The 26,916-nt window shown below is 74.0% G+C and carries 23 protein-coding genes; 14 read left to right on the forward strand and 9 right to left on the reverse strand.

From position 1 onward, the window contains the following. Nucleotides 1-158 precede the first annotated feature (158 nt). The 7 genes from ACF1BE_RS07880 to ACF1BE_RS07910 all read left to right on the forward strand — a co-directional run bounded on the left by ACF1BE_RS07880 (nt 159) and on the right by ACF1BE_RS07910 (nt 5,375). Nucleotides 159-1,247: an S-(hydroxymethyl)mycothiol dehydrogenase gene (locus ACF1BE_RS07880; protein WP_392198085.1), complete on the forward strand. Its 1,089-nt coding sequence runs from the start codon at nt 159-161 to the stop codon at nt 1,245-1,247. Then, the gene (locus tag ACF1BE_RS07885) at nt 1,247-1,876 is read left to right on the forward strand and encodes an MBL fold metallo-hydrolase (RefSeq protein WP_392198086.1); all 630 of its coding nucleotides are present in this window, start codon (nt 1,247-1,249) and stop codon (nt 1,874-1,876) included. The genes ACF1BE_RS07880 and ACF1BE_RS07885 overlap by 1 nt, the downstream gene beginning before the upstream one ends. A gap of 55 nt (nt 1,877-1,931) precedes the next feature. After that, a complete protein-coding gene (locus ACF1BE_RS07890; protein ID WP_392198087.1) occupies nt 1,932-2,300 on the forward strand; it encodes a DUF4180 domain-containing protein in 369 nt (122 codons plus the stop codon). Between the two features lie 74 nt (nt 2,301-2,374). Then, nucleotides 2,375-3,289, forward strand: a complete 915-nt coding sequence (locus ACF1BE_RS07895; protein WP_392198088.1) for an SDR family oxidoreductase — start codon at nt 2,375-2,377, stop codon at nt 3,287-3,289. A gap of 31 nt (nt 3,290-3,320) precedes the next feature. Further along, entirely contained in the window at nt 3,321-4,109 is a 789-nt protein-coding gene (locus ACF1BE_RS07900; RefSeq protein WP_392198089.1) for an SDR family NAD(P)-dependent oxidoreductase, read from the forward strand. A 190-nt stretch (nt 4,110-4,299) separates the two neighbouring features. Beyond that, nucleotides 4,300-4,995 carry a L,D-transpeptidase family protein gene (locus tag ACF1BE_RS07905; RefSeq protein WP_392198090.1) on the forward strand — a complete coding sequence of 232 codons (696 nt, stop codon included), beginning with the start codon at nt 4,300-4,302 and terminating at the stop codon, nt 4,993-4,995. A gap of 194 nt (nt 4,996-5,189) precedes the next feature. Continuing rightward, the gene (locus ACF1BE_RS07910; protein WP_392198233.1) at nt 5,190-5,375 is read left to right on the forward strand and encodes a hypothetical protein; all 186 of its coding nucleotides are present in this window, start codon (nt 5,190-5,192) and stop codon (nt 5,373-5,375) included. Nucleotides 5,376-5,512: 137 nt separating this feature from the next. Here the strand turns inward: ACF1BE_RS07910 and ACF1BE_RS07915 are convergent, their stop codons facing one another. After that, nucleotides 5,513-6,907 carry a S1 family peptidase gene (locus tag ACF1BE_RS07915; protein ID WP_392198091.1) on the reverse strand — a complete coding sequence of 465 codons (1,395 nt, stop codon included), beginning with the start codon at nt 6,905-6,907 and terminating at the stop codon, nt 5,513-5,515. 349 nt (nt 6,908-7,256) lie between these two features. Between ACF1BE_RS07915 and ACF1BE_RS07920 the strand changes: the two genes are divergently transcribed. Together ACF1BE_RS07920 and ACF1BE_RS07925 are read left to right on the forward strand one after the other, a co-directional pair. Further along, nucleotides 7,257-8,435, forward strand: coding sequence for a MalY/PatB family protein (locus ACF1BE_RS07920; RefSeq protein ID WP_392198092.1), 1,179 nt, complete (start codon nt 7,257-7,259; stop codon nt 8,433-8,435). A gap of 70 nt (nt 8,436-8,505) precedes the next feature. Beyond that, entirely contained in the window at nt 8,506-8,892 is a 387-nt protein-coding gene (locus tag ACF1BE_RS07925) for a PPOX class F420-dependent oxidoreductase (protein ID WP_392198093.1), read from the forward strand. 21 nt (nt 8,893-8,913) lie between these two features. On the opposite strand, the gene ACF1BE_RS07930 is transcribed toward ACF1BE_RS07925, so the two are convergent. From ACF1BE_RS07930 to ACF1BE_RS07940, 3 genes are all read right to left on the reverse strand, one after another. Continuing rightward, nucleotides 8,914-11,679, reverse strand: coding sequence for an alpha/beta hydrolase family protein (locus ACF1BE_RS07930; protein WP_392198094.1), 2,766 nt, complete (start codon nt 11,677-11,679; stop codon nt 8,914-8,916). Nucleotides 11,680-11,969: 290 nt separating this feature from the next. Beyond that, the gene (locus ACF1BE_RS07935) at nt 11,970-12,386 is read right to left on the reverse strand and encodes a Zn-ribbon domain-containing OB-fold protein (protein ID WP_392198234.1); all 417 of its coding nucleotides are present in this window, start codon (nt 12,384-12,386) and stop codon (nt 11,970-11,972) included. A 166-nt stretch (nt 12,387-12,552) separates the two neighbouring features. After that, nucleotides 12,553-13,299, reverse strand: coding sequence for a TetR family transcriptional regulator (locus tag ACF1BE_RS07940; protein WP_392198095.1), 747 nt, complete (start codon nt 13,297-13,299; stop codon nt 12,553-12,555). A 213-nt stretch (nt 13,300-13,512) separates the two neighbouring features. On the opposite strand from ACF1BE_RS07940, the gene ACF1BE_RS07945 reads away from it, so the two are divergent. The 3 genes from ACF1BE_RS07945 to ACF1BE_RS07955 all read left to right on the forward strand — a co-directional run bounded on the left by ACF1BE_RS07945 (nt 13,513) and on the right by ACF1BE_RS07955 (nt 15,998). After that, the gene (locus ACF1BE_RS07945) at nt 13,513-14,361 is read left to right on the forward strand and encodes a hypothetical protein (RefSeq protein WP_392198096.1); all 849 of its coding nucleotides are present in this window, start codon (nt 13,513-13,515) and stop codon (nt 14,359-14,361) included. A gap of 134 nt (nt 14,362-14,495) precedes the next feature. Continuing rightward, the gene (locus ACF1BE_RS07950; RefSeq protein ID WP_392198097.1) at nt 14,496-15,296 is read left to right on the forward strand and encodes a peptidoglycan-binding protein; all 801 of its coding nucleotides are present in this window, start codon (nt 14,496-14,498) and stop codon (nt 15,294-15,296) included. A 261-nt stretch (nt 15,297-15,557) separates the two neighbouring features. Beyond that, nucleotides 15,558-15,998: a flavin reductase family protein gene (locus tag ACF1BE_RS07955; protein ID WP_392198235.1), complete on the forward strand. Its 441-nt coding sequence runs from the start codon at nt 15,558-15,560 to the stop codon at nt 15,996-15,998. Nucleotides 15,999-16,045: 47 nt separating this feature from the next. Here ACF1BE_RS07955 and ACF1BE_RS07960 read toward each other — a convergent pair whose 3' ends face one another. From ACF1BE_RS07960 to ACF1BE_RS07980, 5 genes are all read right to left on the reverse strand, one after another. Beyond that, nucleotides 16,046-18,442 (reverse strand): SpoIIE family protein phosphatase, encoded by a 2,397-nt coding sequence (locus ACF1BE_RS07960; protein WP_392198236.1) that lies wholly within the window; start codon nt 18,440-18,442, stop codon nt 16,046-16,048. Between the two features lie 422 nt (nt 18,443-18,864). Further along, the gene (locus tag ACF1BE_RS07965; protein ID WP_356822797.1) at nt 18,865-19,245 is read right to left on the reverse strand and encodes a hypothetical protein; all 381 of its coding nucleotides are present in this window, start codon (nt 19,243-19,245) and stop codon (nt 18,865-18,867) included. Between the two features lie 439 nt (nt 19,246-19,684). Then, a complete protein-coding gene (locus tag ACF1BE_RS07970; RefSeq protein WP_392198098.1) occupies nt 19,685-20,602 on the reverse strand; it encodes a MurR/RpiR family transcriptional regulator in 918 nt (305 codons plus the stop codon). A 76-nt stretch (nt 20,603-20,678) separates the two neighbouring features. After that, nucleotides 20,679-22,490, reverse strand: coding sequence for a phospholipid carrier-dependent glycosyltransferase (locus ACF1BE_RS07975; protein ID WP_392198099.1), 1,812 nt, complete (start codon nt 22,488-22,490; stop codon nt 20,679-20,681). 358 nt (nt 22,491-22,848) lie between these two features. Further along, entirely contained in the window at nt 22,849-23,499 is a 651-nt protein-coding gene (locus tag ACF1BE_RS07980) for a nucleoside/nucleotide kinase family protein (protein ID WP_392198100.1), read from the reverse strand. Between the two features lie 85 nt (nt 23,500-23,584). On the opposite strand from ACF1BE_RS07980, the gene ACF1BE_RS07985 reads away from it, so the two are divergent. Both ACF1BE_RS07985 and ACF1BE_RS07990 read left to right on the forward strand, forming a co-directional pair. Further along, complete coding sequence (locus ACF1BE_RS07985) at nt 23,585-24,322, forward strand: HAD family hydrolase (protein ID WP_392198101.1); 738 nt, start codon at nt 23,585-23,587, stop codon at nt 24,320-24,322. Beyond that, nucleotides 24,319-26,673, forward strand: coding sequence for a glycoside hydrolase family 65 protein (locus ACF1BE_RS07990; RefSeq protein ID WP_392198102.1), 2,355 nt, complete (start codon nt 24,319-24,321; stop codon nt 26,671-26,673). Before ACF1BE_RS07985 ends, ACF1BE_RS07990 begins: the two co-directional genes overlap by 4 nt. Nucleotides 26,674-26,916 lie beyond the last annotated feature (243 nt).

Raw genomic sequence — 26,916 nt, forward strand, 5'->3', positions numbered from 1 at the left:
CCGCCCCTGCCGGGGCGGCCCTCCGCGCTGCCGGGTCCCGCCGGTTCCGCCCGTGCACCTGTCCACAGAGATCCACGACCGTCCCCGTGGACCGCCCCGCCGCCGATCGGCGGCGCGTAGGGTCGGCAGCGAAGGTATCCGAAGGAAGGGGCCAGGCCATGGCGCAGGAAGTACGCGGCGTGATCGCACCGGGGAAGGACGAGCCCGTACGGCTCGAGACGATCGTGGTCCCGGATCCGGGGCCCGGCGAGGCCGTCGTAAGCATCCAGGCCTGCGGAGTCTGTCACACCGATCTGCACTACAAACAGGGCGGCATCTCGGACGACTTCCCCTTCCTGCTCGGCCACGAGGCCGCCGGTGTCGTGGAGTCGGTCGGTGAGGGCGTCACCGACCTCGCCCCCGGTGACTTCGTCATCCTCAACTGGCGTGCGGTGTGCGGGCAGTGCCGGGCCTGTCTGCGCGGCCGGCCCTGGTACTGCTTCGACACCCACAACGCGCGGCAGAGGATGACTCTCGCCGCCACCGGGCAGGAACTCTCCCCGGCACTCGGTATCGGCGCCTTCGCCGAGAAGACGCTCGTCGCGGCCGGCCAGTGCACCAAGGTCGACCCGTCCGTCTCCCCGGCGGTCGCCGGGCTGCTGGGCTGCGGGGTGATGGCCGGCATCGGCGCCGCCATCAACACCGGAGGCGTCGGCCGGGGCGACTCCGTCGCCGTCATCGGCTGCGGCGGCGTCGGCGGCGCGGCGATCGCCGGGGCGAACCTGGCCGGCGCGGCGAAGGTCATCGCCGTGGACATCGACGACCGCAAGCTGGACAAGGCCCGCACGCTCGGCGCCACCCACACCGTCAACTCCAAGGACACCGACCCGGTCGAGGCGATCCGCGAACTGACCTGGGGCTTCGGTGCCGATGTCGTCATCGAGGCCGTCGGCCGCCCCGAGACCTACCGACAGGCCTTCTACGCCCGCGACCTCGCCGGCACGGTCGTCCTCGTCGGCGTCCCCACCCCCGAGATGAAGCTCGAACTGCCCCTGCTGGACGTCTTCGGCCGCGGTGGCGCCCTGAAGTCGTCCTGGTACGGCGACTGCCTGCCCTCCCGCGACTTCCCCATGCTGATCGACCTCCACCTCCAGGGCCGGCTCCCGCTGGACGCGTTCGTCACGGAGACCATCCAGCTGGACGAGGTGGAGAAGGCGTTCGAACGGATGCATCACGGTGACGTGCTGCGCTCGGTGGTGGTGTTCTGATGGCCGCCCGCATCGAACGCGTCGTCACCGCGGGTCAGTTCACCCTGGACGACGGCACCTGGGACGTCGAGAACAACGTGTGGCTCGTCGGCGACGACCACGAGGTGATCGTCATCGACGCCGCCCACGACGCCGAGGCCGTCGTCCGCGCCGTCGGCGACCGCCGGCTCACCGCGATCGTGTGCACCCACGCCCACAACGACCACGTCAACGCGGCGCCGGAACTGGCCGACCGCACCGGCGCCGTCATCTGGCTGCACCCCGACGACCTGCCGTTGTGGAAGCTCACCCACCCCGACCGCGATCCCGACCGGCACCTCACCGACGGCCAGGTCATCGAGGCCGCCGGCGCCGACCTGACCGTCCTGCACACCCCCGGACACGCCCCGGGCGCCGTCTGCCTGTACGACCCGGGGCTCGGCACCGTGTTCACCGGCGACACTCTGTTCCAGGGCGGCCCGGGCGCCACCGGCCGTTCCTACTCCCACTTCCCGACGATCATCGACTCCATCCGGGACCGGCTCCTCACCCTCCCACCGGAGACGAAGGTCCTCACCGGCCACGGGGACGCCACGACCATCGGCGCGGAGGCATCCCACCTGGAGGAGTGGATCGCGCGCGGACACTGACGGGCACCGGACGAATTCCGGGCGCGGCACACGGGGGCGACCCTAGGATCACCCCATGACCACACAGACGACCGACACCCTCCACGGCGTACGGATCCTGCACTGCGCTCCCGACGGCCCGCTCCTCGACGGCGAGAGCGCGGCGCTCGACCTGATCGGTGACGCGTTCGGGCACGACGCACAGCTGGTCGCGGTACCCGTGGAGCGGATCGCCGACGACTTCTTCCGGCTGCGCTCCGGGGTCGCCGGCGCCGTCGTCCAGAAGTTCGTCAACTACCGGCTGCGCCTCGCCGTCCTCGGTGACATCTCCGGGCACGTCGCCGGAAGCACGGCCCTGCGCGACTTCGTGTACGAGTGCAACCAGGGCCGGCAGCTGTGGTTCCTCGCGGACGCCGCGGAACTCGAGGCACGACTCGGCGGCTGAAAGCAGACAGAAGATGTCCGGGTTCCCCGGAACAGTGGTGGACGACAGCAGTCGCACCGCACGGGAGGACGGACATGTCAGGACCGCTGGAAGGCAAGGTCGCGCTGGTCGCGGGGGCGACCCGGAGCGCCGGCCGGGGCATCGCCGTGGAACTCGGCGCGGCCGGCGCCACCGTCTACGCCACCGGCCGCAGCACCCGGGCGCGCCGTTCGGAGTACGACCGTCCCGAGACGATCGAGGACACCGCCGACCTCGTCACCGCGGCCGGCGGGCACGGCATCGCCGTACCGGCCGATCACCTGGAGTCGTCCGCCGTCCGCGATCTGGTGGCCCGGATCGCGGACGAGCAGGGCCGGCTGGACGTCCTCGTCAACGACATCTGGGGCGGCGAGAAGCTTTTCGAGTGGGACGCCCCGGTGTGGGAGCACGACCTCGACAACGGACTCAGGCTCCTCCGGCTCGGCGTCGAGACGCACCTCGTCACCAGCCACTTCGCGCTGCCGCTCCTGCTGCGGCACCCGGGCGGCCTGGTCGTGGAGGTGACCGACGGCACCGCCGAGTACAACCGGGACACCTACCGCATGAACCTCTTCTACGACCTCGCCAAGGCGTCCGTCCTGCGTATGGCCTTCGCTCTCGGCCACGAACTCGGCCCGCGGGGCGCCACCGCCGTGGCGCTCACCCCGGGCTGGCTGCGCTCCGAACACATGCTCGACCTCTTCGGTGTCCGTGAGGACAACTGGCGCGACGCAACGGCGCGGGAACCCCACTTCGCCATCTCCGAGAGCCCGTGCTTCACCGGCCGTGCCGTCGCCGCCCTGGCGACCGACCCCGACGTGGCCCGGTTCAACGGCCGGTCGCTCTCCAGCGGCGGCCTGGCCCGGGTGTACGGCTTCACCGACCTCGACGGCAGCCGTCCGGACGCCTGGCGGTACCTGGCCGAGGTGCAGGACGCGGGCAAGCCGGCGGACGTCACCGGATACCGGTGAAAGGCCGCCGCCGGAGCCGTACTGTCGGCCCATGAGTGATCCGACCCGCTTCGCAGGACACGCGATTCTCGTCACGGGCGCCGCCCGCGGCATCGGCGCCGCCGTCGTCCGGCGGCTGGCCGAGGAGGGCGGCCGGGTCCTGGTGACCGACCGGGACCTGCCCGAGGCCGAGCGGACCGCGGCGACAATGCGCCGACAGGGCCTGGCCGTCGAGGCGTTCGCCTGTGACGTGGCCGACCGCGCCGCCGTCGAGGCGGCCGTCGCCCGCGCCGTCACCGTGTTCGGCTCACTCGACGTCCTGGTCAACAGCGCCGCCCACTGCACCGCGGACGTCCCCTTGTTCGAGGACGAGACCGACGAGGCGTGGACACGCGACCTCGACGTCACGCTCACCGGTGCCTACCGCTGCTGCCGCGCCGCCCTGCCGCACCTCGCCGCCTCCGGCCGCGGTGCGATCGTGAGCGTCGGCTCCGTCAACGGCCTCCAGGACTTCGGCAACCACGCCTACAGCGCCGCCAAGGCCGGCCTCGGTTCCCTCACCCGGACCCTCGCCGGGCACGCCGCCGCGCGGGGTGTGCGGGTCAACCTCGTGGCACCGGGCACGGTCCGCACCTCGGCATGGGAAGGGCGCGACGACGAACTCGACGCCGTACGCCGCCTGTACCCGCTCGGCCGGGTCGGGGAGCCGCAGGACATCGCCGCCGCGGTCGCCTTCCTGGCCTCCCGCGACGCCGCCTGGATCACCGGGACCACCCTCGTGGTCGACGGCGGCCTCACCACCGTCAACGCCGGTTTCCACGCGGCCGTTCACCGGCCCTGACCGGCCCCGGGCCGCCGCCTCGTACCTCTGTACGGCCGTGCGGTGACGAAGTTCACCGTTTCGTCACAGGGTGACCGGAAACACAACCCTTGCCCGCCTGCCCGGGTCTAGTGGTGCGAGACCGTGGGAAATCGCCTGGGAAACACCCGGTGGAAACCCCGGGCGATCAAGAGGACAAGGGGAGGCCGTCATGGGGGACATACGCAGACGAGGCGCCGTCGCACTGGGCGTCACCGGACTGGTGGCGCCGCTCGCGCTCGCGCTCACCGCGGCACCGGCCCAGGCCGCGAGCTGCACCTCGCAGACGGGGCCGTACCAGAAGCAGGTGGAGAGGTTCCTGGGCCGGCCGGTCGACGGAAAGCAGTCCGCCGCCGACTGCAAGGCCGTCCAGGCCTTCCAGACCAAGCACGGCATCACGCCGAACATCGGCTACGCCGGGTCCGTCACCTGGGGCGTGATGGACCTCATGAACAAGCAGAAAGCCGTCGGGAACAAGCCGAACAAGGACGGCAAGTGCCCGGTGAACAAGGGCCGCATCGCCTGCGTGAACCTCACGCTCCAGCTCAGCTGGATCCAGGACGGTGCGAAGCTCGTCCACGGCCCGGTGCCGGTGCGCACCGGCCGCGACGGCTACGAGACCCGTACCGGTCTGAAGAAGATCTACTGGCGGGACATCGACCACGTCTCCAACCTCTACGACGTGCCGATGCCCTACAGCCAGTTCTTCAACGGCGGTCAGGCCTTCCACTCGGTGGGCCTGAGCATGTGGAACCCGCCGGGCTCGCACGGCTGCGTGAACATGACGCCGACGGAGGCCAAGGCGTACTGGTCACTGCTGAAGAACGGCGACGACGTCTTCGTCTACGGGCGCAAGCCGGGCACCTGAGCCGCGGCGGACCGCGCCGGCACCGGGCGCGCCCCCGGATCCCGGCGGGCGCGCCCGGTGGCGCGAGCGGGGACCCGGTATCGGAACCGATATGAAGTACCCCTTCCGGCCGACACCTTGACGTGATGAGCAACACGGTCCGTAATGTCCGTATTCGAGGTGCTTACACACGGCGCCTTCACGTCGACCGGCATATGCTTCACAGCATGTCCACCACTGTTGCAACCGCCTCCGAGCGATCGGCCGCGGAGGTCAACGAGGAGATCCGGGCCCTGTGGCGCCGGTCGGGCGGGACACTGAGCACCGAGCAGCGCGCGGAATACCAGCGCCTCGTGTTGGAGTGGGCCGCCGCGGCCCCGCCGTCGCACCGGGCGGCCTGACCGACCCCGCGCGCACCGCGCCGTACCGCCCAGGGCACCCGTGAGCGCACGGGTGCCCTTCTCGCAGCACCTCCGGCCCGGCACCGCACCGGGCCCCTCCCGCCCCGGCGTCACGCCGGGGCCCGGCCGGCGTCTCGTCAGCCCCACGTCGCCGAGTAGTACCGCCGGTACGCCTTGCGGTCCTGCTCGGACCGGATGAACCGGGTCGCGACCAGCGCGATCAGACTGCCCGCGATGACCAGCAGCCCGGGCCCGATGTTCCGGGTGTCCGTCAGCCGCGCCAGCAGGGTGCTGCCCTCGGACGTGCCCGTGACCGGCGCCGAAGTGCCCGGCGAGGCCGCGTTCGGAGCCATCGCGCCCTGCGCCGCGGAGGCCGACGGCGCGGGGGAGGGCGCCGCACTCGCACCGCCACCCGCACCGCCCGTGTCCTGCGCCGACACCAGCAGCCGTACACCGAGCGCCGTCAGCGCCTTGGTCACCGGCTGGAAGAACGTCGTCCCGCCCGCCGTGCAGTCCCCGTTGCCGCCCGAGGTGACCCCGAGCGCGATGCCCTCCGAGAACAGCGGGCCACCGCTGTCTCCCGGCTCGGCGCACACGGTGGTCTCGACGAGTCCGGTGACCGTGCCCTCCGGATAGTTGACGGTCGCGTTCAGCGCGGTGACCCGGCCGTCGCGCAGGCCGCTGGTGCTGCCGCTGCGGAACACCCGCTGCCCCACCGCCGGATCGGCCACCCCGGTGATCCGCACGCCCTTCCCGCCGCCGACCGCGACGATTCCGGCACCCGCGCCGGCCTTGCCGGAGGCGTACTGCACGAGCGAGAAGTCGCTGCCGGGAAAGACACTGTTCACGGTGCTGCCCAGCTGCCGGTCACCCTGGTTGTCGGCGAACCAGGTGGATCCGGCGGGCCCGCAGTGGCCGGCCGTGAGGATGAAGTCGGACCGCCCGTTGGTGACGTTGAACCCCGCCGAGCAGCGGCCGCCCGTCGACAGGATCGGCAGGGCGCCGTTCAGCCGCGTGGTGAACGCGCCCTTCGTACGCTCCATGTGCACGAAGCTCCCGATCCCCGCGGCCACCCGGGTCAGCCGGGACCAGTCGCCGGTGGACACCGTGCGGTCCGCCCGCACCACGACCCGGTTGGTCCGGTAGTCCACCGCCCAGGCCGTGCCCGGCACCCGCGGCGCCGAACCCAGCGACGCGGTGGCCGACTTCAGCTCGTTCATGCTGTGCGGCACGACCTTCGCCTCGGCCCCGGCCCGCCGCACCGCCCGCGCGGCCGCGTCGTCGGTCACCGCCACCACCGGACGCCCGTCGGCCCCGACCCAGCTGCCGGCCGTACGGGCGGTGCCGAGCCGCGCGACCAGAGCGGCTCCGGTGTCGCCGGTGCCGCCGGTGGCGCGAAGCACTCTGGCGGAGCCGGACGGTGTCTCGCTGGCCATGGCCGCCTGGGTGACCATCGTGCCCCCCAGGAGGAGTCCGCCGACCGCCGTCAGCCGTGTCAGTCGCCGGACGACCCGTCGTCGTGCGTGCCGCATACATGGCTCCCGAAGCCGAACCCGAACGCACGCCGCCCGTACCGGCAGCGCGGGACCCCCGGGTCGTCGGGGGCCCGCCCCTCCATACGGCGCCCGGGGCCACGGCGTTCACCACCACCGGCGAACTGCCCCCGCCCGCTCGGTGCTCGCGCCGCACCCCGCCGGCCGCGACGGCCTCCTCCGGCTGCCCGACAGCCCCCGCCGCAGACGGCCGCACCGCGACCCGACGGGGTTCTCCCCGAGCGGCCCCGACTCGTCACGGGCGATCTCCGGCAGGCGCGCCCCGAGCCGCCCCGTGCCACCCCCCGTCCCGTTTCCGCTCCCGTCCCGAACGCCTATCTTGGGCCTCATGACCAGCATCCCGCCCGGCACCCCCGGCGAGCCGGATCCGCTGCGCGCGCTCGGCCTGGAGCGGCTGCGACGCCGTACGAGCATGAAATGGCGCACCTACCCCGATGACGTGCTGCCGCTGTGGGTGGCGGAGATGGACGTGCCGCTCGCCGAGCCGGTCGTCCGTGCCGTCACCGACGCACTCGCCCTCGGCGACACCGGGTATCCGGCCGGCACCGCCTACGCCGAGGCCCTCGCGGCCTTCGCCGCCGAGCGGTGGAACTGGGACGGGCTCGCCGTCGAGCGCACCGCCATCGTGCCGGACGTGATGCTCGGCGTGGTCGAGATGCTCGGACTGGTCACCGGGCCCGGCGATCCGGTCATCGTCAACCCGCCGGTGTATCCGCCGTTCTTCCAGTTCGCCGAGCACATGGACCGCCGGGTGGTGCAGGCCCCGCTCGACGCCGGTGCGCGCATCGACCTGCCCGGTCTGGAGGAGGCGTTCCGGGAGGCGGCCGCCGGGCCCGGCCGGGCCGCGTACCTGCTGTGCAGCCCGCACAACCCCACCGGCACCGTACACACCGCGGCCGAGCTGACGGCCGTCGCCTCCCTCGCCGAGCGGTACGGCGTCCGGGTCGTCGCGGACGAGATCCACGCCCCGCTCGTCGCCCCCGGCGTCACCTTCGTGCCGTACCTCGGCGTGCCCGGCGCCGCCCGCGGTCTGTCCCTGATGTCGGCGTCCAAGGGATGGAACCTGGCCGGCCTCAAGGCCGCGCTGGCCGTCGCCGGACCGGAGGCCGCGGCCGACCTCGCGCGCCTGCCCGAGGAGGTGAGCCACGGCCCCAGCCACCTCGGCGTCATCGCGCACACCGCCGCCCTGCGCGACGGAGCCGCCTGGCTGGACGCCCTGCTGGCCGGACTCCTGGACAACCGGCGGCTGCTCACCGGGCTGCTCGCCGAGCACCTGCCCGCGATCCGCGCGTACCCCGCCGACGCGACCTGTCTGGTCTGGCTCGACTGCCGGGCCCTCGGCCTGGGCGACGACCCCGCCCAGGTCTTCCTCGACCGCGGCCGGGTGGCCCTCAGCTCCGGTCTTCCCTTCGGCACCGGCGGCGCCGGGCACGCACGCCTGAACCTGGCGACCTCCCCCGGGATCCTCACCGAGGCGGTACGGCGGATGGCGGCGGCTGTGCCCTGACCGGGCGCGCCCGCCGGCCCGCCGCCCTGTGGCCTCCCGGGGCGGCGGACGGACTCCTAGACTGCCGGGCATGGACGACACGCGGCTCGACCGGCTCGGCTCCGGCAAGTACCTGCTGGTGACCAGCTACCGCAAGAACGGCACTCCGGTCGCCACCCCGGTGTGGGTGGTCCGGGACGGCGACGCGCTCGGCGTGTGGACGGCCGCCGACAGCTGGAAGGTCAAGCGGATCCGGCGCCGCCCCGACGTCCTCGCCGGTCCCTGCGACGCACGCGGCAACCCCACGGGCGACCAGCTGCCGGCCACCGCCGAGATCACCCGCCCGGAGACCACCGACCGCTACCGCAGCCTCATCGCCCGCAAGTACGGCGTCCTCGGCCGGCTCACCCTGCTGGGCAGCCGGCTGCGGCGCGGCCGGGACGGCACGGTCGGCATCCGGGTGACCCTCGCCCGGTGAGGGCCACCCGGGACAGGCGTCCTACGACGCGTTCAGCACCGACCCCGTCAGCTCCGGACCACCGGGCCGGGGCTTCCCGGTCTCCGGGTCGAGCTGCCGGAACCGCACCGACTCCGCCGGCTCACGGATCCGGTCCTTCACCGTCGGCACGGTGATGTCGGCGCTGGTGCGCCCGGGCGCGATGTCCGCCCACAGGTACAGGCCGTCCACCCCGGACAGCGGGCGCGCGGGATCGGGCGACGCCCCGGCCGTGTCCCGCAGCCAGCGCGCCGGGACGTCCTTGGTGGACAGCTCGGGCGCGGTCGCCGGCGCGACGCCGAAGAACACGTTCATGTCCACGTCGACCGCCTCCGACAGGGACACCCGCCACTTCAGCGTCTGTCCCTCGGTCACCTTGCCGGCGACGGGCGTGACGGACACCGTGGGTGCCGGGTCGTCGTCGTGGACGGTGATCCCGCCCAGGTAGGAGCCGACGACCGCCCCCCGTACCGCCTTGACCAGCACGTCGTACGACACGTCGGTGCCGTACCGGGTGTTGCCCTTCACCTCGACCGGTACGTCGACGCCCTGACCGCCCGGACGGACCGTCACCAGGCGGTCCTCGGCCCTGCCGGTGGCGGGGTCGAAGACGTACACCCGGACCTGACCACTGCCACCCGTGCCCGTGACCTGGACGGGCACCCGGTAGGTGCGCACGCCCGTGTCACCCTCGTCCACGGTCGTCCGGCCGACGTCCACGCGCGGCAGCGCGTCGGTGCGCACCGCGGGCGTCCCGGGCCGCCAGCCCCACGCGTCCATCAGCCAGGCCCGCCCGGACGCCGAACGTGGCGTCAGCTCCAGGGACTTGACCGAACCCAGAGCGAGTCCGGCGCGGGTGGCCGCCGTCAGCGGCACCCGGATCTCCCGCGCCCAGTAGGAGGCGGTCCGTTCACTGCCCGGCAGCCCGTCCACGTGGACCCGGCCGAGCTTCGCCTTCCGGCCCGAGGAGTCGGTGAGGGACACGTCCAGCCGCGTACCCGTGGAGTTCGGCGGCACGAACAGCCGCAGCGCCAGCGCGTTCGACCCGGACAGGGACACCGGTTTCGCCGTACTCACCCGGACCGGGGCACCGGCGCGCGTCCAGTGCAGCGCGACCGCGTGCCGGCCGGACTCCCGGTCGGTCACCCACTGCGCGAAGTGCGGCGACTGCCCGCGCGCTCCCTGGTTCAGGCAGGCCTTGGCCGCGGTGGGCGACACCGCGTCGCACAGCCGGCCACCGGTCACGGACACGCCTGAGTCCGGCAGGAGACCGCCGCCCCGGCGGGCCCCCACCGCATGGCTCAGGATTCGCGCCGGGTCCGCCGACGGCGCCCGCTTCCCCGAGCCGTCCAGCAGCGGCCGCACGCGGTCGTCCCCGGCGAGGAACAGCCGCGCGGCGGCGGCGATGTACGTCGAACCGGCCCGGTGCTGCTGGTCCGCGGTCAGCCGGGTCGCGGCCCGCTTGCCGCACACCGGGTCGCGCCGCCCGGGGTCGTCGGAGAAGTCGTCCTCGGCGGGCGCCGCGGCCTGACCGGGCGTCCACTCGGAGTTGAAGAAGTTGTGGTTGGCGCCGATCACGTACACGGCGCTGTGCAGCGCGGTGCCGTTGCCGACCGCGCGCGTGCCGTCGACGTACACCTCGCCCTGGAGGTCGGACACGTCACCGTCGCAGCCCGGCAGGATCGTCACCGACGGCACGTCGGGCACCGGGTTCTGCCCGAAGACGGTCGGGCCGATCAGGACGGTGCCGCGGACCTTCCAGCGCACCGGCCCGTGGTAGCCGTCCCTGTCGGCGGGCGGTGGCGTGAGGCTGTCCAGAGCGGCCCGGTTGACGCCCTCGCCGCCCCGCGAGTGGCCGACCAGCAGCACTCGGGACAGGTCGGCGCGAGGCGCCTCGCGCACCACCGCCGGTGCCGTCGCGGGGTGTTCGGTCCAGTCGGCCCAGCGAGCCAGGTGCAGCCGCACCAGCGAGGACCGCGCCTGCGCGCCACCGTCCTCGGCGGCGAAGTCCTGCCCGTTGATCCCGTTGGCGGCGACCGACACGGTCAGGTAGCCCTGGGAGGCGAGGAGTCTCTGGTCCCGGAGGTAACCACGGTGACTGGGCACCGGCTTGGTGCCGCCCGGGCACGGCCAGTCACCGGTGGTGTCGTCGCGGCCCTTGTAGCAGACGGTGTGGCGGCCGTGCAGGAACAGGGCGAGCGGGCGCTTCCCGGAGGTGCCGACCGGCGCGACGACCACCGCGCGCATCTCCACCGGCTTCGAGAAGCCCGGCAGGCGGACCGACTTCAGCGTGTACTCGCCCGTCCTGGTGCGGTACGAGCCGGGCTTGCCCGGGTCCACGCCGTTCGCGGGGAGCGGGGCCGGCAGCCGTGGCGCGGACGCGGTCCCGGCGCGGTCCCGCGCGTCCAGCCGCCGTCCACCGGACCAGACTTCCAGCCCGCTCAGCCCCGGTGACCGCCGCCCGTCGAGCGGCAGCCGGAAGGTGCGCCCGTCCGTGCCCGGCCGAGGCACACCCAACAGGCGCCCGCCCGAACGGAATTCGACCCGCGCGTCACCCATCGGCACGGGCCGGTCCGACCGCCACACCAGCTGCGGCGCCGGACCCCGGCCGGCCAGCCGCCAGCCCGGCGGCAGCGGCCCGTCATCGGTGACCGCCGACGTTCCTCCTGACAGCCCCTGCCGGGGCTGGGCCACCGCCACCCCCGGGGATGCTCCCGCCACCGCGAGTAACGCGGCGGCGGCCACCCCTATGTGCCGGGCACGGAACACTTTTCCTCCTCGAACCCCTGCTTCGGGCGCCCGGGCCCGCCGGGACGCCCCTCGCCCCCGGAGGATGAACAGCGGCGGCTGCGGGTTGCCTGTGCGCGGGAGGTGATGGATCACATCAGGGACGGCGGGGCGCGCGAGTGTGTGCGGCGGGGTGCGGAGGCTACGGGTGCGGCGAGGGGCCGGAGGTGGTGACCACAGCTGCCGGTGCCGGGACGTGCTCACCGGCCGGCGGCCCGGGCGGCGTCCGGTGCCGGTGTGCGGCCGTCAGAAGGTCCGAGGGACGGGTGCCGTCAGGTCCAGGCCCGGTAGGGCTCGTCCAGCAGCTGGAAGACCGGTTCACCGCGCACCGGGTCCTTCGCCGTGGACAACCGGACCCGGTCCCCGCTGTGGATCCCGACCGGCGGGCCCATGACCCGGCCCCGTACGACGAACCCCTCGGCCATCTCAATCAGCGACACGTTGCGCGCCGCGGGCGTGTTGCGGTGCACCACGGTGGAGTGGCGGACCGTGCCGACGCCCTCGCTGCGCTCCGTGCGCAGTTCGCTGCCCTGGCACACCGGGCACAGCAGCCGGTGGTAGGTCGCCGTGCCGCACCAGGTGCAGCGCTGGAAGAGGATGGCGTCCTGGGAGTCCGGGGAGACGGGGTCGAGAACACCCGTCCCGGAACCGGCCGCCGCATGCGCGGTGCTTGCTGAGTGGTGGTACACGCTGGTCAACTCCCTGCGCTCGGCCGGAATGCCGTGTGCCCGGCGCGGACCGTGCACGCGGATGCGCGGTTGCCGTGCCACCGCGCACGCCGACAGGGTATGGCACTGAGTGTCACTCGTAAAGGCACTCCGTACCCAGAATTGTGGGCGGTGGCCGCGTCGGGGATCAGCGGCGGCCGAGCGCCGTCTCCAGTTCCTGCACCACCCGCCACAGCGGGGCGTCCCGGCGGGAGACCAGCACCACCACCTCGTCGGACTGTTCCACCCGCTCCCCGGCTCCCGCCGGTCCTGACCGGGCGGACACCGCCGGGGTGTCCGCCGGCCGGCCGTACGTCCGGTGCACGTAGCCCAGCGCGTGGTCCACCGCCGTGCCCGGATCGCCCGTGCCGTCCGACCGCAGCCAGGAGCGCAGCGCGTTGTTGTGCGCGGCGACCACCGCCGCCGCGATCACGTCGGCCCGCAGGGTCCCGTCGGGCCGCCCGGCGAACCGGCCGCGCAGATACTCGGCGAGCGCGCGCTCGTAGCGCCACACCACCGACAGCTCATAGGCACGCAGGCCCGGCACCTGCCGGGTGAGGCGGTACCGCTGCACGGAGAAGGTCGGGTTCTCGGCGTACATCCGCAGCACCAGCCGGGCCGCGTCGCACACCCGCCGCACCGGCTCGTGCTCCGGGCCGCCCGCGCCGAGGAAGGCGGTCATGTCGGCCAGGCAGCGCTCGTGGTCGGGGAAGACCACGTCCTCCTTGGAGGGGAAGTAGCGGAAGAACGAACGCCGGCCGACGCCGGCCAGGGCCACGATGTCGTCCACCGTGGTCTGCTCGTACCCGCGTTCCAGGAACAGCCGGAAGGCCGCCGCCACCAGGGCGTCCCGCATCGGCGGCTTCGCGGCCGGTGCCGCGCTGCTGGAGCTCATGAACGGGAACGTAGCACCCGGAACGCCTCCGTGACACTCGGTGCAGCACCAGCGGCTTTCCGGGGGAACTGAGTGCTTCTGTGGTGGGCGGCCGGCTCGTGGAGCACGGCCCCCGGGCGGCTGCCGGGGGCGATCTCGAACGCCCGCAGCCTGCGGCGTAACCTTTCTCCACCCCGCTGGCACCGGCCGCGCACCGCCCCGAGGAGATACCCCATGCCCGCCGCCCGCCCCCGCCTGCTCTACGTCACCGACCTGGCGTACCGGGCCCGCGGGCGCCGCTACTGCGACGAGGACATCCACCTCACCTCCCGGCTGCGCGCCCACTTCGACCTGGCCCTGTGCCACCCGCTGGACGCGGCGGCCCTGATGCCCGGCCACGACGCCGTCGTCGTCCGCAACAGCGGCCCCGTCCTCGGCTACCCGCGCGAGTACGACGCCTTCCGCGCCCGGGCGCTGGCCACCGGAGTCCGGGTGTACAACCCGCTCACCGGCAAGGCGGACATGGCCGGCAAGCAGTACCTCCTCGATCTGACCGCCGCCGGGTTCCCCGTCATCCCGACCGTCGACCGCGTCGAGGACCTGCACCGGCTGCCGCCCGCCGCGCGGTACGTGGTCAAGCCCCGGCTCGGCGCGGACTCCGTCGGCCTGCGGACCGTGTCCGCGAGCCGGATCGCCTCCGTCACCGCCGGCGACGTACTGATCCAGCCACGCGTCGACTTCGTCCACGAAGTGTCGTTCTACTACGTCGACGACGACTTCCAGTACGCCCTGTACGCCCCCGACCCCCGGCGCCGCTGGGAGTTGCGGCCCTACGCGGCGAAGGCCGCCGACCTGGAGTTCGCCCGGCGCTTCATCGACTGGAACGACCTCGGACACGGCATCCAGCGCGTCGACGCCTGCCGCACGGCCGACGGCGGCCTGCTCCTGGTCGAACTGGAGGACCTCAACCCCTACCTGTCCCTGGACGTGCTGCCGGAGGAGGACCGCGAGGCCTTCGTCACCGCGTTCACGGCGTCCCTCAACCGGTTCGTGCAGGGAGCGCCCAGCCCGGTCCGAGGGTGACCCGAGGTCCGTGCCGTTCGCGGGACGGGCACCCGGCGGGGGAGGGGCGGCCCTTGAACGGGTCCGCCGTGGGCGCCGTATCCGAGTGCGGGAACCGCGCGAGCCCCGTACCCGGGGGACGGAAGGAGAGCCAGGTGCCGACACCGCCCGACCCCGAACAGTCGCCGTCCCCACCGGCGTTGGAGCCCATCCGAGTGGTGCGGACCCGCCGCTTCGACGCCCTCGCCGAGCTGATGCGGGAGATCCGGCCGGACCCGGTGACGTACGAGCCCTCCGGTACGGCACCCGCCCCCCACCCGTCTCCCGCCGAGGAGGAGACCCGGGAACTCCCGCCCGTGCCCGCCGCCGGGCCCCCGAAGTCACCTGCCCGGGGCGCGTCCGGCCTCGGCCCGGTCCGGCCCCCGAAGTCACCCGCCCGGGGCGCGTCCGGCCTCGGCCCGGTCCGGCCCCCGAAGTCACCCGCCCGGGGCGCGTCCGGCCTCGGCCCGGGACCGCGCCGGGCCGCCGTCGCCGTGGCCGTCGCGGCAGCCGCCCTCGCCGGTTTCGGCTGTGCCCTGCTCCTCCCCGGCCGCCAGCAGGCCGCCGCGGCCCCGCCGGCCTTGCCGCCGAGCACTGCCTCCGCGCCCACCACGGCCACCCCACCCGCCACCGCGTCCGCCCCGCCCCCCGCCGCCACCGCGCCGGACCCCGACGGTCCCGGCACCCTCCGCCAGGGCGACACCGGCCCCCCGGTCACCGAACTGCAGCGGCGCCTGCTGCGCGTCCCGGACGTCTACCGCGACGGCACCACCAGCGGCACCTACGACCCCACACTCACCGAGGCCGTGGCCCGCTTCCAGCTCTGGTACGGGATCAGCGGCGACGAGAAGGGCGTCTACGGCGACGACACCCGCCGCGCACTGGAGTCACGGACCGGCGCCGGCGAGGAATCATGAGCGGCGCACCGGGAACAAGCAGCGACGGCCGCACCCGCGGGCGGCACGGGCCGCCTCGGTGAAGCGGGAACGGCGGGACGGCGGCGGAACGGCGTGGCGGACGGAGGTGCCGGGGTGGACCGGACGGATCGGGTGGACGAGGGTGCCCACGTGGACGACAGCGCCCGGACGGACCGGGACGGCCGGAGGGGCACGGGCGGTCAGGGGGACGCCGAGGGCCAGGGGGACGTGCAGGATTTCTTCGCGCGGCTGGATCCTGACATGTGCGTGGTGACAGCGGTCGCGGACGGCGAGCGGGCCGGCTGCCTGGTGGGCTTCGCCTCGCAGTGCTCCCTCCAGCCGCCCCGGTTCGCCGTGTGGCTGTCCAAGGCCAACCGCACCTACCGGGTGGCCCGGGCCGCGCAGTACCTCACCGTCCATCTGCTCACCCGCGACCAGCGTGACCTCGCGGAGCTGTTCGGCGGCGAGACGGGCGACGAGACCGACAAGTTCGCGCGGATCGCCTGGCGGGAGGGGCCCGGCGGCACCGCCGTCCTGGAGGACACGGCGGCCTGGCTCTCCGGCACCGTGCTCCACCGCACCGACGGCGGCGACCACGTGGGCTTCGTGCTGGACCCGGTCCAGTGGGGCACGGGACGGGAAGGACCGCTGCTGCGGCTCTCCCAGGCCGTCACCATCGAGGCCGGCCATCCCGCGGGCTGACGCCCCCGGAGCAGGGACGGTACGGCCGCGCCGTCGAACGACACGACTCAGGCCACCGTCGCGTCCTGCTCGTCCTCCACCGGCATGCGGATGTCGAGCACACACACGTCGTCCCGCCGCTCGTCCGCCAGCATCGTGGCGAGCAGTGCGTCCAGGGAGCCGGACTCGCCGAGGCCGTGGGCGCGCACCGCCTCGGCCAGCCGGTCGAAGCCCGCGTCGAGCCCCTCACCGGGACGCTCGACCAGACCGTCGGTGTACAGCAGCAGCCGGTCTCCGGGCTCCAGACGCAGCTCCGCCGACTCGTAGACGGGGGAGCCGGTCGCGCCGAGCAGCATGCCGCCGGGCCGGTCGAGGTAGCGCACCTCGCCCCGGCGCACCAGCAGCGGCGGCGGGTGCCCGGCCTGGGCCCAGGCCAGGACGCGCTCGCCGGGGTCGTAGCGGGCCAGGACCATGGTGGCGGTGCTCTGGCTGTCGCGGGAGTGCAACAGCAGCTGGTTGAGCCGTGCCAGTGCCCCGGTCAGCGAGGAACCGGTGCTGACCATGCCCTTCGCGGTGAACCGGAGCTGAGCCATGGTGGCCACGGCGCCGATGCCGTGGCCCGCCACGTCGCCGACCACGAACAGCGCGTCGTAGTCGGGCAGTTCGATGGCGCTGAACCAGTCACCGCCGACGTGGATCCCGGACTGCGCGGGCAGGTAGGCGACCTCGACGCGCAGCCCGGCCAGCTGCACCGGCTTGCTGGGCAGCGGCAGCAGGGCGTGCTGGAGCCGGGTCGCCAGCTCCCGCTCGGCCTGAAGGATGCCGCGCTGGAGCAGCATCGCGCGCTCGCTCTCCACCAGCGCCAGCTCCGCGCTGCGCTGCGCGGTGAGGTCCTGCACGAAGCCGTGCACCTCGACCGGGGTGCCGTCGGGTGCCGTGACGGCCTCCGCGACCATCCGCAGATGCCTGACGCCCGCGGACGTCTCGACGCGGAACGGCACGTCGAACGGGCGCGCGTGGCGGACGAGTCCGGCGATCGCGTGGGCCAGCGGGTCCGCGTCCTCCGGTACGGCCAGGCCGGGCAGCTTCTCCAGCCGGACCGGCGGCCGCCCGGGAGGACGGCCCAGCACGGTGTACGTCTGCGAGGCCCAGGTGATCTCCTGGGTGATCAGGTTCCAGTTGGCCCAGCCGAGATTGCCCAGCCGCTGCACGTCCGCCAGGCGCTGCTCCTGCCGGTCCGTCCCGTTGTGGCGCAGCCAGGTCACCACCAGGCCGCCGCCCAGCGGGGCCGCCCGTACCGAGAAGGTGGCGGTGACCGGCACGCCGTCGATGACGTCCCGGTAGGCGAAGGGCTCGCCCTCGAACGGCACCCCGGTCGCGAGCGCCCGGAGATAGCCCTGCCACAGCGGTTCCCCGGCGACCGACGGGTAGCTCTCCAGGATGTGGCTGCCGACCATGTCACGGCCGGTCCGGCCGAACACGTCGACCGCCCCGGGGGTGGCGGCGTCGATGCGGTAGTCCTCCACCTGGCCGGAGGCGTCCCGCAGCGGGGTCAGCAGGGTGACCGCGCCCGGCAGCGCGTCGAACACCGCCTGCACGGTCTGGGAGACGGTCTCGGCGGCATGCTCCCGCGGCCCGTCGAAGGCCCGCAGCCGGCCCGCGCCCAGCCGGGCCATGGCCCGCAGCAACTCCCGCTGGCGAGCCGTGAACGGACCATGGTGCCGGCGGAGCACGCCGAGGGCGACGGACGCCGCGTCCCCGGCCGGCACGGGCAGCCAGGCCCGGGAGGGCCAGTGCTCCGGGGGGTCGCCGATGAGCTGGTACCGCGCGCTGTCCGCGGCGGGATCCTCCAGCCAGCGCGGCTCCCCGGACCGGAGCGCGTCCAGCGCGGCGACCCCGGTCATCGGCGGTACGTGGCGCCACTGGACGGCGAGGGTGGCGTCGACACCGGCGTGCCCGATCAGCCCCAGCCCGCCCTCGGGCAGCCGCTCGTAGAGCAGCACCGCGTCGGCGCCCAGCTCGGGTGCGAGGTGTTCCAGGAGGCATTCGGCCAGTCCCTGCGGCGAACCGACCCGGACCAGGTCCCGGCCGGCGTGCCCGAGCACCTCCGCCAGGTCCACCGTGCCGGCGGGCGGGGGCGCCCAGGATCCGGCGTCGGCGGGCGGGGCGGGTTCCGTGGCGCTGCGCGGGGCCGGTTCCGTGGCGGCGGGCCGGTCCGGGCGCGGCAGGCTGCCCAGGGTGAGCCAGCACTGTTCGAGGAGGGTGCGGTTGCCGTCCTCGGCCCGCCGCGTCAGCTCCCTCTGAGCGGCGTCCGGCATGCACCCGGTGAGGGCCATCAGCACGCCCTTGGCCCGCTCCAGCACGGCGGAGGTCGCCGCCCGGTCCCGCAGCCGCTCCATCTCGGCACGCTGCCGGGCCACGACCTTGGCCAGCGCCGCCACATCGGCGCTGGTGCCGGGGTCCATGGGGGGCACGGGCTCGCTTGTCACGCGACGAGCATTGCACACCTGGGGCCGTTCGATCACTCGTCTGCCAGGTCCAGGTTTATATGACCGTCGTACAAGATTTCTGACCGTGGGAGCGGGCCGCGCGAAAGGGGGTGAACAGGCCCTGTGGAGGGGCGACGCAGGCACGCCGGCCCACGGCGACGGGAGGTCCAGCGGTGGGGATCAAGGGGTGGGCCGCCCCTGGGGCAGCGGGGCGAGCGGGCCGGGCGGGCTCGCGGAACCGGCGGACACGCGCCGCGGCGCGGGCAGGGCGCGGCGGCTCGGGCGGCGGCGCCGGCAGGATCCAGCGGAGGCAGGGCAGGGCAGGGCAGGGCAGGGCAGGGCAGGACGGGCCGGGACGGACGGGTCGGCTCAGGGCGGGGCGGCCGGAGCCGGAGGGCTCAGCGGCTCGTGCCGCGGCCGGCCAGTGCCTCGCTCACCACGCGGACGCTGCGGGCGATGTGCTGGAGCTGGAGGACCTCGGCCGCGTACATCTTGATCGTGTGCTCGATCACCGATTCCGGCAGCCCGAGCACCGGCAGTTCGGCCCGCGCGGTCTGGAGGGCGGTCCGGGCCACCCGGATCTCCTGCTGTACCTGGATCTGCGCGTGCCGGGCGAGCAGGACGGGGTGCCGGATGAGCGCCGGATAGCTGGAGTAGCGCGCGGGGATCAGTTCGCGCAGCCACTTGGCCGCCGAGCGTTCCCAGTCGTACGAGCCCGGCGTCTTGACCTGACAGGGCCAGTCGGGGCTGATGCGCGTGCTGGTCAGGGGCATGATCATCGCTTCCGGTGTGCGGCGTCGGGAGGTGGTCGACGGGTTCGGGGCGGCCACGGCCCAGGGGATGGCCGGGGCCGCCCCGGGCGCCTCGCGCAGGCGACGCGCCCCGGAACACCCCGGGCGCCGACATGGGTAGGGGACGGCGGCTGGGGTGTCCGTGCGGGGCCCCGGGTGTCGGTGCTGACCGTGCCCGGAGCCGGCCGGGTGCGATCCGTGAGCAGTATTTATATATGCGGTCCAGTTTGCAAGACGTATGAAAACATTCATGCGCGGTCTGTGGTGAATCATCCCTGTTCAGGAGGTGGGGGACCGCAAGATCTTCACGTATGTGCGGCACGCGCGGAAGGATCGGCCGCCGGAACAGCCCTTCGCGAAGGCTCGGCGCGGTGACAGCTCCCGCGGGAGCCCCGCTTGCCGCGCCAGCCTCCGCGGCGGGCCCGGTTCAGTCCCGGAGGAAGAACTGGTGGTGGTCCGAGAGCTGCTCGTACTTCTCCAGCCGGGCCTGCGTGCGCTCCGGATCGGCGTCGGTCATGGCCTGGAGCAGCGCGGCGGCCAGCACCCCGGGCGCGGAGTACGAGTCGAACACCAGCCGCGAACCGGTGCCGGTGGCGAACGCGACGTCGGCCTCGTCGGCCAGCGGTCCGAGCGCCAGGTCGGTCACCAGGGCCACCCGGAGACCGGCGCCGCGCGCCACCCTCAGGGCGTTGAGCGTCTCCTGCGAGTGACGGGGCATGGCGAAGGCCAGAACCCAGGTGCCGCCGGCCTCACGGGCCTGGAGCAGCGCGTCGAAGGCCACGCTGCCGCCCCGCGTCACCAGCCGCACGTCGGGGTGGATGCGGCGGGCGGCGTAGCCGAAGTACTCGGCGAGCGACACCGAGATGCGCAGGCCCAGCACGGTCAGCGGGGTGGACCGGGACAGCTCCCGGCCGACGTGGATCACCCGGTCGGGGTCCGCGAAGTCGCGCCGCAGGTTCTCCAGGTTCTGGATCTCGGCGTCGACGGCCGCCTGGAGCTCGTTGGCCCGGTTCTCCTCGCCGGGCCCGCCGGCCAGACCGCTGAGCGCGATCGACTGGAGCCTCTCCCGCAGTGCGGGGTAGCCGCTGAAACCGACGGCGGCGGCGAAGCGGGTGACGGACGGCTGGCTGACCCCGACCCGGTCGGCCAGCTCGGTGATCGGCAGGAACGCGGCCTCGGTGATGTGCTCGATCAGGTACTGGGCGATGCGCCGCTGCCCCGGCGACAGACGGGGGCCGTCGAACAGTTCCCGGAGCCGGGAGGTCGGGGAGGCCTCGGCCTCGGGCACGGTCTTGCCCGACGTGATCGCTGATGCCTGTGCGCGTGCCTGCTGCGGCGAGGGCACCGGTCGGCCTCCTTCGTCTGCCCGAACACTCAACATAGCTCACCGGCGCCGTGACCAGGGGGTTGAGTCAGCGGGCTCACCGTCGGAAGAGGCTGATGGAATGGCCGACCTCGCCGGCCGGACGGCTGCCGGCGATCAGCTCGGCGAGCCTCCCGCGCGCCTTGGCGACCGCGGAGTCGGACACCACCAGCAGTCCGTGCACCCGCTCCGACGGCACCCGGCGTGGATCGGCGGCGTGGATGCCGTAGTACGACGGCACTCCGCTGCCCTTGTACACCAGCCACACCCGCTCGCCCGGGTACCGCTGCCGGAGCCGGTCGGCGAGCCGGCCCAGGTCCTGTCCCCAGTCCACGTTGGAGTCGTGCAGCAGACGATGCGTGTGCACCGGGCCGCCGAAGGCCTCGTTCGCGTACGGCAGGTAGTACGGGAAGGCCCGCAGCGAACTCACCGCCGCGTAAAGGACGAGGGCACAGGTCAGCATTCCGCCCCAGCGGCTTCCCCGCCCCGGCTGCCGGTGCCCGTGCAGCGCGGGCAGGCAGCCCGCCGTCACCGCGAGGAACATCGGCATGAACAGGGCGTACCGGGTGCCGAAGTCCCGCGCCCCGGTCATCGCCACCGCCAGCAGGACGAGGGGCGGCAGCAGCAGGTACGGCGCAGCGGACCGCAGCCGCCGCACCGCCACGACCGCCACCGTGCCGGCCGCGCCCAGCGCCGCCAGCCCGAGGGGCGTCTTCACCAGCAGGGCGGCGGGCAGGTAGTACCAGAGCGAACCGGTGTAGACGTGCCCGAACAGGTAGCCCTGCCAGGGATAGTCCTCCAGCCCGAACTGCACCCGCATCCCCGCCCGGTACGCCTCGGGCACCGGCAGCAGGTCCACCAGCTGCCCGCGCAGCCCGTGGACGGCCGGGACGGGCTCGGCGGGCGTGAACCGCAGCCGGGGATCGACGGCCAGGTACGCGGCCCAGACGACGGCGAGCGCCACCAGCGCCACGACCGCGCCGCCCGCGAGCGCCGCCCCCACCGTCCGCCGCCGCCCCGTGAACCACGCAAGGACCGGCCGGGCCGGCCGGAAGCCCGGGAAGGCCGGGAAGAACCGGCGTGGGACCGGGCCGGACCCCGCGGCCGGAGCGGACCGGTGGGCGGCCACCACGGACACCGCCGCCAGGACCGTCAGCACCGGCACCGCCGGCAGCGCGCTCATCTTCGTCGCCACGGCCGCCCCGAGCGCGGCCCCGGCCGCCGGCAGGTACGGGACGGGCCGTCGCCGCGCCCGCCACACCAGCCAGGCCGACGTCAGCACGAACCCGGCCGCAGGCACGTCCAGGGTGGCCAGCGAACCGTGGGCGATCAGATCGGGCGAGAAGACGTACAGGGCGAGCGCCACCAGTCCACCCGCCGGCCCCGCCACCTCCCGGGCGAACGCGAAGGCGACCAGCCCGCACAACAGGGTCAGCGCGATCACCGGCAGCCGCGCCCACAGCATCACCCGCCAGGGATCGTTGCCCGACGCGTACAGCAGCCGCCGGCCCGCCTCCCCCTGGCCGCCGGTGTACGCCGGGTCGTAGTGCGGGTCCGCCACCGCCACCCCGGCCGCGATCAGGAGTTTCCCGAGCGGCGGATGCTCGGGGTTGTAGCGCACCCGGTGCGCGTGCAGGTAGTCGGTGGCCGTCGCCACGTACACGGGCTCGTCGATGGTCGGGGTCTGCTGAACGGCCGTGGTGATCATCGCCGCGGCCATCTGCGCCAGCAGCAGTACGACCAGGAGCGGCGTCAGCCGGCGCCCGTGCCGGCGCAGCCGTGCGTACCGGGCGGCCCCGGCCCGCCGTACCGGCTCCGCGGCCGGGGCCGGGGCCCCGGGAGTGAGGACCAGGTGCTGTTCGCGCGTCATCGTCCGCCCCACGGTGGCACCGGCCCGCGCGCCGGACCAGCGCCCGCGGGCCCGGTCACGGTCCTGCCGACGCACCGCTCCCGCCACCGCTGCACAAGTCGTACCGGCAGACCCTCTGCCGTACACACCGGTACGGCCCACGGCCCGTCGCGGTTCACCCCGCCCGACACGAACCGGCGGCACGACCGGGACCGGCAGGGCGTCTTCCGCGGTCGGGGCCGTCTACGGGGGGCACGCACGAGCCCGGTTCCTGACCGGCACGGCCGGGCGGGGCCGTCCCGGCCGGTAGCGGACCCGGCGGGGCCGTACGCGCGAGATGCTCACCCGTACGCCGCGGTCCGGCGCCGACGCCCGGGCGTCAGCTCGCCGGGGGCAGGGTGGTGGCCGGCAGCACCAGGTCCGCTCGCTCCCGGGTCGCCGCGACCAGGTCGGCGTTGCGCTGGTCCGTGCCCCGCACCCAGGCCACGGCCGCCTCGTGGTCCTTGCCGAACTCCTCGTGCCGGGCGATCAGCCGGCGCACCCGCTCGTCCTCGTCGGTGTCGCAGAACCAGACCTCGTCCAGGCACGGCCGCACCCGCCCCCACGCCCCCTCCCGCACCAGCAGGTAGTTGCCCTCGGTCACCACCAGCCGGGCGGCCGGCGGCACCGGGATCGCGCCCGCGACCGGCTGCTCCAGCACCCGCTCGAACGCCGGCGCGTACACCACCTCGGCGGTCTCCTCGCGCAGCCGCCGCAGCAGCGCCGCGTAACCGGCCGCGTCGAAGGTGTCCGGCGCGCCCTTGCGGTCCCGGCGGCCCAGCCGCTCCAGCTCGGCGTCGGCGAGATGGAAGCCGTCCATGGGCACCTGCACCGCCCACGGCGGGCCGTCGCCGTTGAGGGCGTCGACCAGGCGAGCGGCGAGCGTGGTCTTGCCCGCGCCCGGGCTGCCCGCGATGCCGAGCAGGGCGCGCCTCCCGCTCCCGGGCAGGGCGCGGGCACGGAGGAGGAGGTCGTCGAAGGTCAGGGACACGCGGGCAAGTGTCGCATCGCCCGTTCGGCAAACATGTGGCGTGCGCCACCCACTGGAGCGCTCCCGACGGGGAACAGTCCTGGGTATGACTCAGCTCGGTCTGCCCGACACCATCCAGGCCTGTCTCTTCGACCTCGACGGGGTCGTCACCAAGACGGCCGTCGTGCACGCGGCGGCCTGGAAGGAGACGTTCGACGCGTTGCTGCGCGCCTACGACGGCGAGCAGGGACGGCCGTTCGACGACGCCGACTACGACGAGTACGTCGACGGCCGCCCCCGCGCCGACGGCGTCCGCGCCTTCCTCGACTCGCGCGGTATCCACCTGCCCGAGGGCGGCCCGGGCGACCCTCCCGACGCCCGCACCGTCCACGGCGTCGGCAACCGCAAGAACGACCTGCTGCTGGAGAAGATCCGCACCGGCGGCGTCGAGGCGTACGAGGGCACCCTGCGGTACCTGGAGGCGGTCCGCGCCCGGGGGCTGCGCACCGCGATCGTCTCCTCCAGCGCGAACTGCCAGGACGTACTGCGCGCCGTCGGAGCCGAACACCTCTTCGACACGCGTATCGATGGCGTGGTCGCCGCCGAGCGGAACCTGCCGGGCAAGCCGCACCCCGACACGTTCCTCGCCGCCGCGCGTGACCTCGGCGTCGAGGCGTCCCGCGCCGCCGTCTTCGAGGACGCCCTGGCCGGTATGGACGCGGGCCGCGCCGGCGGCTTCGGATACGTCGTCGGCGTCGACCGGGTGGGCCAGACCGACGCGCTCTACAAGCACGGCGCCGACACCGTCGTGCGGGACCTCGCCGAGCTGGGAGGCAAGCAGTGATCACCGAGGGGGCCTACGCAGTCGAACCGTGGACCGTCCGGGAGACCACCCTCGACCTGGACGTCCTCGCCCAGAGCGAGTCGGTGTTCGCCCTGTCCAACGGGCACGTCGGCTGGCGCGGCAACCTCGACGAGGGCGAACCGCACGGCCTGCCCGGCAGCTATCTCAACGGCGTCCACGAGGTGCATCCGCTGCCCTACGCGGAGGCCGGCTACGGCTACCCCGAGTCCGGTCAGACCGTCATCAACGTCACCAACGGCAAGGTCCTGCGGCTGCTGGTGGACGACGAGCCGTTCGACCTGCGCTACGGCCGTCTCGTCGCCCACGAGCGCGTGCTGGACCTGCGCCGCGGTGTGCTGGAGCGGACCTGCGAGTGGATCTCGCCGGCCGGCTCCACCGTCCGGGTGCGCTCCACGCGGCTGGTGTCGCTGACCCAGCGGGCGGTGGCCGCGGTCGCGTACGAGGTGGAGGCCGTCGGCAGCCGCAGCCGGGTGGTGATCCAGTCGGAACTGGTCGCCAACGAGAGCCTGCCGCAGCCCGACGGCGACCCGCGCGCCGCGAGGGCGCTGAAGTCGCCGCTGGAACAGGAGGACGGCTTCGCCGCCGGCAACCGGCTGCGGCTGGTGCACCGCACCCGGCGCAGCGGCCTCAGGGTCGCCGTCGCCGCCGACCACGTCGTCACCGGCCCCGACCGCACCACCACCCGCAGCGAGAGCGGCATCGACGTCGCCCGGCTGACCGTCACCTCCGTGCTGGAGCCCGGACAGACGCTGCGGGTGGAGAAGTTGGTCGCCCACGGCTGGTCCGGCACCCGCTCGCTGCCCGCGATGGCCGACCAGGTCGACGCCGCGCTCGCCGCGGCCGGGCACGACGGCTGGCAGGGCCTGCTGAGCGACCAGCGGGCCTGCCTGGACGACTTCTGGGCCCGCGCCGACGTCGAGGTGGAGGGCGACGAGGAGATCCAGCAGGCCGTCCGCTTCGCCCTCTTCCACGTCCTCCAGGCCGGAGCCCGCGCCGAACAGCGCGCGATCCCCGCGAAGGGGCTCACCGGCTCCGGGTACGACGGGCACGCCTTCTGGGACACCGAGATGTTCGTGCTGCCCGTGCTCACCCACACCGCGCCCGCCGCCGTCGCCGAGGCGCTGCGCTGGCGGTACAACACCCTGGACGAGGCCCGCGAACGCGCGGCCCAGCTGGGGCTCGCCGGGGCCGCGTTCCCCTGGCGGACCATCGCCGGCCCCGAGGGCTCCGCGTACTGGCCGGCCGGCACCGCCGCCTTCCACGTGAACGCCGACGTGGCCGACGCCGTCGTCCGGTACGTCGAAGCCACCGGTGACACCGCCTTCGAGCGGGAGACCGGCGTGGAGCTGCTGGTGGAGACGGCCCGCTTGTGGCGATCGCTGGGCCACCACGACCGGCACGGCGTCTTCCACCTCGACGGCGTCACCGGCCCCGACGAGTACAGCGCGGTCGCCGACGACAACACGTACACCAACCTGATGGCCCGGCAGAACCTGCGCGCCGCCGCCGACGCCGTCGAACGCCACCCGCGCGAGGCCCGGCGGCTCGGCGTGGACGAGGAGGAGAGCGCTGCCTGGCGGGACGCCGCGGACACCATGCACCTCCCCTACAACGACGAACTCGCCGTTCACGAACAGCACGCCGGTTTCACCCGCTACCAGCGCTGGGACTTCGCCGGCACCCGCGCCGACCAGTACCCGCTGCTGCTCCACTTCCCCTACTTCGACCTGTACCGCAAACAGGTCGTCAAACAGGCCGACCTCGTGCTGGCCATGTACACCTGCGCGGACTACTTCGAGCGGGAGTACGACGAGGAGCAGATCGCCCGGAACTTCGCCTACTACGAGCCGCTCACCGTGCGCGACTCCTCACTGTCCGCCTGCTGCCAGGCCGTCATCGCCGCCCGGACCGGCCATCTGGACCTCGCGTACGCCTACACCACCGAGGCCGCGCTGATGGACCTGCACGACCTGGAGCACAACACCCGGGACGGACTGCACATCGCCTCCCTCGCGGGCACCTGGATGGCGCTGGTCGCGGGCTTCGGCGGCATGCGCCGCGACGGCGACGGGCCCCGGTTCGCGCCCCGCCTGCCCGAGCGGCTGAGCCGCCTCGCCTTCCACCTCCAGTTCCGCGGGCGCCGGCTGCGTGTGGAGATCGGCGCGGACAAGGCGACGTACGCGCTGCTGGACGGAGCGCCGTTGACCATCCGTCACCACGGGGAGTCACTGACGATCAGCACCGACGAACCGGCCGTCCGGGCCATACCGCCGATGGTCCGCCGCGCCGCCCCGGACCAGCCGGCCCACCGGGCACCGAACGGCGGCTGAGCCGGTCGGCTGCCCGCCGGGTGTGGGGGGCGTGCGCGTCCGTCGCCGGGTGCGGGGCGTCTGCGACCGGTCGCGCAGTTCCCCGCGCCCCTGGGAGCGTCCGGCCTGGGCCTGGTGGCGGGGGTGTGCCGCGTCGGTGCGGGACGTTCCGTGGACGGTTGCCCATTTCCGTGGTCCCGCCGCGGGCCCTGTGCCGGTAGGGCCCCGGTTTGTCAGCGTGTAGGGCCGTCGGCCGGATGGTCG

Source organism: Streptomyces sp. NPDC014991, assembly GCF_043080665.1.
Lineage (GTDB): Bacteria > Actinomycetota > Actinomycetes > Streptomycetales > Streptomycetaceae > Streptomyces.

What these genes read in the sequence shown, in the direction of transcription:
- ACF1BE_RS07915 (WP_392198091.1), bottom strand. Translation starts at nt 6,907, where the DNA reads ATGCGGCACGCACGACGACGGGTCGTCCGGCGACTGACACGGCTGACG.
- ACF1BE_RS07890 (WP_392198087.1), top strand. Translation starts at nt 1,932, where the DNA reads ATGACCACACAGACGACCGACACCCTCCACGGCGTACGGATCCTGCAC.
- ACF1BE_RS07920 (WP_392198092.1), top strand. Translation starts at nt 7,257, where the DNA reads ATGACCAGCATCCCGCCCGGCACCCCCGGCGAGCCGGATCCGCTGCGC.
- ACF1BE_RS07960 (WP_392198236.1), bottom strand. Translation starts at nt 18,442, where the DNA reads ATGGACCCCGGCACCAGCGCCGATGTGGCGGCGCTGGCCAAGGTCGTG.
- ACF1BE_RS07985 (WP_392198101.1), top strand. Translation starts at nt 23,585, where the DNA reads ATGACTCAGCTCGGTCTGCCCGACACCATCCAGGCCTGTCTCTTCGAC.
- ACF1BE_RS07905 (WP_392198090.1), top strand. Translation starts at nt 4,300, where the DNA reads ATGGGGGACATACGCAGACGAGGCGCCGTCGCACTGGGCGTCACCGGA.
- ACF1BE_RS07880 (WP_392198085.1), top strand. Translation starts at nt 159, where the DNA reads ATGGCGCAGGAAGTACGCGGCGTGATCGCACCGGGGAAGGACGAGCCC.
- ACF1BE_RS07895 (WP_392198088.1), top strand. Translation starts at nt 2,375, where the DNA reads ATGTCAGGACCGCTGGAAGGCAAGGTCGCGCTGGTCGCGGGGGCGACC.
- ACF1BE_RS07910 (WP_392198233.1), top strand. Translation starts at nt 5,190, where the DNA reads ATGCTTCACAGCATGTCCACCACTGTTGCAACCGCCTCCGAGCGATCG.
- ACF1BE_RS07900 (WP_392198089.1), top strand. Translation starts at nt 3,321, where the DNA reads ATGAGTGATCCGACCCGCTTCGCAGGACACGCGATTCTCGTCACGGGC.
- ACF1BE_RS07885 (WP_392198086.1), top strand. Translation starts at nt 1,247, where the DNA reads ATGGCCGCCCGCATCGAACGCGTCGTCACCGCGGGTCAGTTCACCCTG.
- ACF1BE_RS07940 (WP_392198095.1), bottom strand. Translation starts at nt 13,299, where the DNA reads ATGAGCTCCAGCAGCGCGGCACCGGCCGCGAAGCCGCCGATGCGGGAC.
- ACF1BE_RS07925 (WP_392198093.1), top strand. Translation starts at nt 8,506, where the DNA reads ATGGACGACACGCGGCTCGACCGGCTCGGCTCCGGCAAGTACCTGCTG.
- ACF1BE_RS07955 (WP_392198235.1), top strand. Translation starts at nt 15,558, where the DNA reads ATGTGCGTGGTGACAGCGGTCGCGGACGGCGAGCGGGCCGGCTGCCTG.
- ACF1BE_RS07975 (WP_392198099.1), bottom strand. Translation starts at nt 22,490, where the DNA reads ATGACGCGCGAACAGCACCTGGTCCTCACTCCCGGGGCCCCGGCCCCG.
- ACF1BE_RS07945 (WP_392198096.1), top strand. Translation starts at nt 13,513, where the DNA reads ATGCCCGCCGCCCGCCCCCGCCTGCTCTACGTCACCGACCTGGCGTAC.
- ACF1BE_RS07965 (WP_356822797.1), bottom strand. Translation starts at nt 19,245, where the DNA reads ATGATCATGCCCCTGACCAGCACGCGCATCAGCCCCGACTGGCCCTGT.